The sequence below is a fragment of the Gryllotalpicola sp. CP2-P1 genome (assembly GCF_057512245.1).
On sequence record NZ_JBLRDT010000172.1, the window covers coordinates 1 to 5,210 of the forward strand.

Consider the following 5,210-nt stretch of genomic DNA (forward strand, 5'->3'; position numbering starts at 1 on the left):
GACCGTCTCCGCACTGTGCCTCGGGGGCGGTCCGCTCGGCGGCATGGCGCAGCTGTTCGGCTATGAGATCAGCGAGGGCAGCGCGATCGAACTCGTGCGCGAGGTGTTCCGCAGCCCCATCAACTTCATCGACACCTCGAACGGCTACTCGAACGGGGCGAGCGAGACGCGCATCGGGCGCGCGATCGCCGAGGAGGGCGGCCTTCCCGCGGGCGTGCTCGTCGAGACGAAGGTCGACCCGAAGGGCGGCGACTACTCGGGTGACCGGGTGCGGCGATCGGTGGAGGAGAGCATGGCGCGCCTCGGGCTCGATCACCTTCCCGTGGTGCACCTGCACGACCCCGAGTTCCACCCCTTCGCTGAGCTCACCGCCCCTGGCGGGGCGGTCGACGCGCTGATCGCCTTGCGGGACGAGGGCCTCATCGGCCATCTCGGCGTCGCGGGCGGTGACGTGCACGAGATCGGGCGCTACGTCGAGCTCGGCGTGTTCGAACTGCTGCTGACGCACAACCGCTGGTCGCTCGTCGACCGCAGCGCCGGGCCGCTTATCGAGGCGGCGGCGGAGCGCGGAATGGGCGTCCTCAACGCGGCTGTGCACGGCGGGGGCATCCTCGCGAAGCCGCACGACGGGCTCACGAGATACGGCTACCGCGAGGCGTCGCCCGCGACGCTCGCGGCGATCGCGGACATGGCGGCACTCGCCGAGGAACACGGCACGGACCTCGCGGCCGTGGCGCTCGCCTGGTCGCTGCGGGACAGCCGGATCGCGTCGACGGTGGTCGGGTTCACGAAACCCGAGCGCATCGGGCAGCTCGTCGCTGCGGCATCCCTCGATCTGCCTGCGTCCTTCTGGGCGCGCATCGACGAGCTCGTGCCCGCGCCCGAGAACTGGCTCGACCACCGCGCCGCGTGACGTCCATGGTCGCTTGTGCGGCGGCCGCACCGCCGTGCGGGCTCAGCCCCGGCCCGCGCGGAACGGGGTGAGGTGGCTGTGCAGCATCAGCGACGCGGCCCCGAGCGCCGACGTCTCGGCCCCGACCGAGCTCATGCGCACCTCGACGGGGTGGACGGCGCGCATGAACGCGCCGCTCTCGAGCGCACGGCGCAGAGTTCCCGCGTAGAGCTCGCCGGCGTCGGCGAAGCCCGGACCGCCGAGGTAGACCGTGTCGAGGTCGAGCAGGTTGGCCATCGACACGACCGCTGTGGCCAGATACTCCGCGGATTCGGTGAGCAGCGCGACACTGCCCGCGTCGCCCTCGGCGGCGGCGCGGGCGATGAGCGCGAAGTCGGCACGCACGTCGTCTTCGGCGGTGTCCTCCTCGAGCCCGAGGGCGGCGGCGAGCTTCTCGTTGGCACGCGCCCGCGCGACCACGGCCGCCGGCGCCGCGAGGGTCTCGAGGCAGCCGCGGCGCCCGCAGAAGCACTCGGGACCGTTGAGGTCGACGGTCATGTGCCCGATCTCGCCGACGTTCCCGGACGCACCGCGGTAGAGGCCGCCGTCGATGACGAGCCCGCAGCCGATGCCCGTGGCCATGTACACGACGGCGAAGTCGTGATCGGCCGGCAGCCGCTGCGACCAGAACTCGCCGAGTGCTGCGCAGTTGCCGTCGTTGTCGAGTGCGACGCGCATGCCGGTGGCGTCGTGCAGGGCGGCCTCGATCGCGAAGTCCTCCCAGTCGCTCGCGACGCGCGAGCGACGCAGCACGCCCCCGGAGGCGTCGAGCCGGCCGGCAGCGGCGACCCCGATGCCGACGACTTCGCCCGGCGCGAGCTTGCTGCGCTTGACGAGCTTGGCGATGTCGCCGGCCATGCGCTTGATGACGAGCGGCGGGGTGGTGCGGCCGAAGCCCTCGGTCTCGAGGTGGTGCACCGCGTGGCCGCTCATGTCGCTCACGACGTAGTTGATGCTGCGCGCGTCGAGCGAGACGCCGATCGCGTAGCGCGCCTTCGTGTTGAGTGTGAGCAGCACCGGCCGCTTGCCGCCCGTCGAGTCGGCGAAGCCGGCTTCGATGACGAGCTCCTGGTCGAGCAGCGTCTTGACGATCTTCGAGATGGTGGCCTCGGTGAGCCCCGACAGCACCGCCAGCTCGCTGCGGCTGACCGACCCGCTCGAGCGGATCAGGTCGAGAATGGCGCTGCGGGTCTCGGCGGAGGACTGCCCCTTCATCCGCCTCGTGGCCATGACCGCACCGCACCTTCCGACGCGGCCCACGCCGCTTCTGGCGTCATCTTACTTAGCTTGAGTAAGTTCGGGCGCGTTGGTCGCGCGCCGTGCGAGGGCGGCACACCGGCGTGGCAGGCGCAGAGCCTGTTCAGCGCCCGTGCCGCGTTACCCAGAGGTGCCGTGATGGGGGAATGTTTGGGCAGAGCACCGTTTCGGCAACCCTCGGTGGCGCGGCACGGGCGGCCGGGAGGGACGGTCGGCCGGGCGAACGCAGGGCGGCACCGTGCGCGACGCCGCCCCGCTCAGGCATCCGTTGGTATACCAATAGGCTGGTCCGCGTGCTGGGCGTACTGACGGGCTTCGGGATCATCGCATTCGTGATCGCCGTCGGCTACGGCGTCGGCCGCGTGGGCGTCGGCGGGCCGCAGGCCGGTTACGTGCTCAACCGCATCGCGTTCTTCATCACGAACCCCGCCCTGCTCTTCACAGTGCTGGCCAAAGAGGACATCCGCACCGTCGTCTCTGGCGTCGGCCTCGCGGCGAACATCGCGGCCGTCATCGCGGGCCTCGTGTTCCTCGTGCTGAGCCGGCTGTTCTTCCGCCGGCCGGCGGCGCGCACGACCATCGGAGTGCTCGCGTCGAGCTACTCGAACTTCAACAACATCGGCATTCCGGTCGCGGTGTACGTGCTCGGCAGCCCCGCCTACATCGCGCCGGTGCTGCTCGTGCAGCTCATCGTCTTCGCGCCGATCGCGCTCACGGTTCTCGACGTCACGAGCCGCGGCCGGGTGAGCCTGCGCGACATCCTGCTCAACCCCGTGCGGAATCCCATGATCATCGCGTCGGTCGCGGGGGTCGTCGTCGCCGCCTTCGGGTGGACGCTGCCCGACGTCGTCGACAGCGCCTTCACGCTGCTCGGCGGCGCGGCGGTGCCGCTCGTGCTCATGGCCTTCGGCATGTCGCTGCACGGCTCGCCGCCGCTCAAGGCGGTCGGAGCGCGCGCCGAGGTCATCGTCGCCACCGTCTTCAAGGTCGTGCTGATGCCGCTGATCGGGTGGGCTCTCGCCCGCTACGGCTTCCACGTGACGGGGCACCAGCTGTTCGTCACGGTGGTGCTGTGCGCGCTGCCCGCGGCGCAGAACGTCTACAACTTCGCGGCGCGCTACGAGCGTGGCGAGATCGTCGCCCGCGACGCCGTGTTGCTCTCGACGATCCTGTCGGTGCCTGCCGTCTTCGTGGTCGCGCTGCTGCTGACCTAGCACGCCGCGGTCCTCCCGGTTGCGCCACCAGGATCCGCTGTGCGCTACTCGGATCCGAGGCGCGCAGAGCGGAAGCCAGTGGCGCAACCGATCACAGCGCGCGGGGGCGAGCGGATGCCTGCACCAGCCCACCCCGGCAAGATGAGTGCATGGCCATCACCGTGCGACGCACCACCCGCGACGACTGGCAGGCGATGCGGCGGCTGCGCCTCGAGGCGCTGCAGGACACTCCGATGGCGTTCACGCAGACCTACGAGCACGCCCGCGCGCAGACCGAGGCCGAGTGGCGCGCCTACGCGGGCCGCGGTGAAGAGAGGAATCGGCTGTTCGTGGTCGCGGTCGACGACTCCACCGGCGAGTTCGTCGGCATGATGGGCGGCGCGCTCGACCACGGCGGCGGCGCACCGTTCCTCGTCGGCGTCTATATCTCGCCCGGCTACCGCGGGAAGCGGCGCGGGGTGACCGACCTGTTGCTCGAGGCGATCGAGGACTGGGCGCGCGGCTTCGCCGACCGGCTGCAGCTCGACGTGCACGAGGACAACGACCGGGCCCGGCGCTACTACGCCTCGCGCGGCTTCGTCGAGACCGGCCACACGATGCCGTACCCGCTCGACCGCACCCGGCTCGAGATCAACATGGTGAAGCGGCTCTGAGCGCTAGAAGACCATCGGGCGGTCGTAGTCCTCTTCCGTCTCGACCGCGAGGTCGACGACGACCGGCACGTGATCGGACGGCGCCTCACCCTTGCGCTCATCGCGGTGGATCGAGGCATCCGTCACCAGCTCGGCGAAGCCCTGCGACCCCATGATGAAGTCGATGCGCAGCCCCTCGTTGCGCGGGAAGCGCAGCTGCTTGTAATCCCAGAACGTGTAGCCGGTGGGCACGCGCGGGCGCACCACGTCGGTGAGCCCGGCGCGCTCGAACTCGGCGAACGCGGCTCGCTCTGGCGGTGAGATGTGCGTCGAGACGCCCTGCACGAACGACGGGTCGCCGACATCGGAGTCGAGCGGCGCGACGTTCCAGTCGCCCATCAGCGCGAGCGGCAGCGTCGGGTCGTCGGCGAGCCACTGCCGGGTGTCGTCGGCGAGCACGCGCAGCCAGTCGAGCTTGTAGGCCAGATGCGGGTCGCCGAGCGCGCGGCCGTTCGGCACGTAGAGCGACCAGAGGCGGATGCCTGCGACGGTGGCTCCGAGCGCGCGTGCCTCCTGCGGCAGGTCGGGGCCGTCGGCGCCCTTGAGGAAGCCGGGCTGGCCGGGGAATCCGATCTCGACGTCCTCAAGCGGAAGGCGCGAGGCGAACGCGACGCCGTTCCACTGGTTCAGGCCGTGGATCGCGAGCTCGTAGCCCGCCTCTTCGAACGCCGCCGTCGGGAACTGCTCGGGCTTGCACTTGATCTCTTGCATGGCGAGCACGTCGACGTCCTCGCGCAGCAGCCAGTCGATGACGCGGCCGTAGCGGGTGCGGATCGAGTTGACGTTCCAGGTCGCGACGCGCATGTCCTCAGCCTATTGGCGCGTGCGCGGGTCGAGCCGGCGGCTCGTCCCGCGCCGGTCGACTCGGCGGCCTATCTCACGTCGGTCGACTCGGCGAAGCCGAATGGAGACCGTGCAAGACTGACGCGCATGTCGGGGGGACACGGACGTTCGCGCGGGCGCGGGTTCGCCTATTGGCTGACATTGCTGATCGGATGCCTGGCCCTCGTCTCCGTCGCCGGGCTGGTGTATCTGCATTTCGCCCCTGAGCGGCTTCCGCGGCTGGTGCCGACGCCGAGCTACTCCACGGGGCCG

General features: G+C 70.7%; 5 protein-coding genes. 3 read left to right on the forward strand and 2 right to left on the reverse strand.

The features are described from left to right. Positions 1–913, forward strand: a 913-nt coding sequence (locus ACM2XV_RS11885; RefSeq protein ID WP_487027070.1) for an aldo/keto reductase, incomplete at its 5' end; no start/stop codon positions are given. A gap of 42 nt (positions 914–955) precedes the next feature. Here the strand turns inward: ACM2XV_RS11885 and ACM2XV_RS11890 are convergent. After that, the gene (locus ACM2XV_RS11890) at positions 956–2,182 is read right to left on the reverse strand and encodes an ROK family transcriptional regulator (protein WP_487027071.1); all 1,227 of its coding nucleotides are present in this window, start codon (positions 2,180–2,182) and stop codon (positions 956–958) included. Positions 2,183–2,502: 320 nt separating this feature from the next. Between ACM2XV_RS11890 and ACM2XV_RS11895 the strand changes: the two genes are divergently transcribed. Next, positions 2,503–3,423, forward strand: a complete 921-nt coding sequence (locus ACM2XV_RS11895; protein WP_344777085.1) for an AEC family transporter — start codon at positions 2,503–2,505, stop codon at positions 3,421–3,423. A gap of 149 nt (positions 3,424–3,572) precedes the next feature. Further along, positions 3,573–4,076 (forward strand): GNAT family N-acetyltransferase, encoded by a 504-nt coding sequence (locus tag ACM2XV_RS11900; RefSeq protein ID WP_487027072.1) that lies wholly within the window; start codon positions 3,573–3,575, stop codon positions 4,074–4,076. 3 nt (positions 4,077–4,079) lie between these two features. Here the strand turns inward: ACM2XV_RS11900 and ACM2XV_RS11905 are convergent, their stop codons facing one another. Beyond that, on the reverse strand, positions 4,080–4,919 hold the full coding sequence (locus tag ACM2XV_RS11905) for an exodeoxyribonuclease III (protein ID WP_344777081.1): 840 nt from the start codon (positions 4,917–4,919) through the stop codon (positions 4,080–4,082). Between the last annotated feature and the right edge of the window lie 291 nt (positions 4,920–5,210).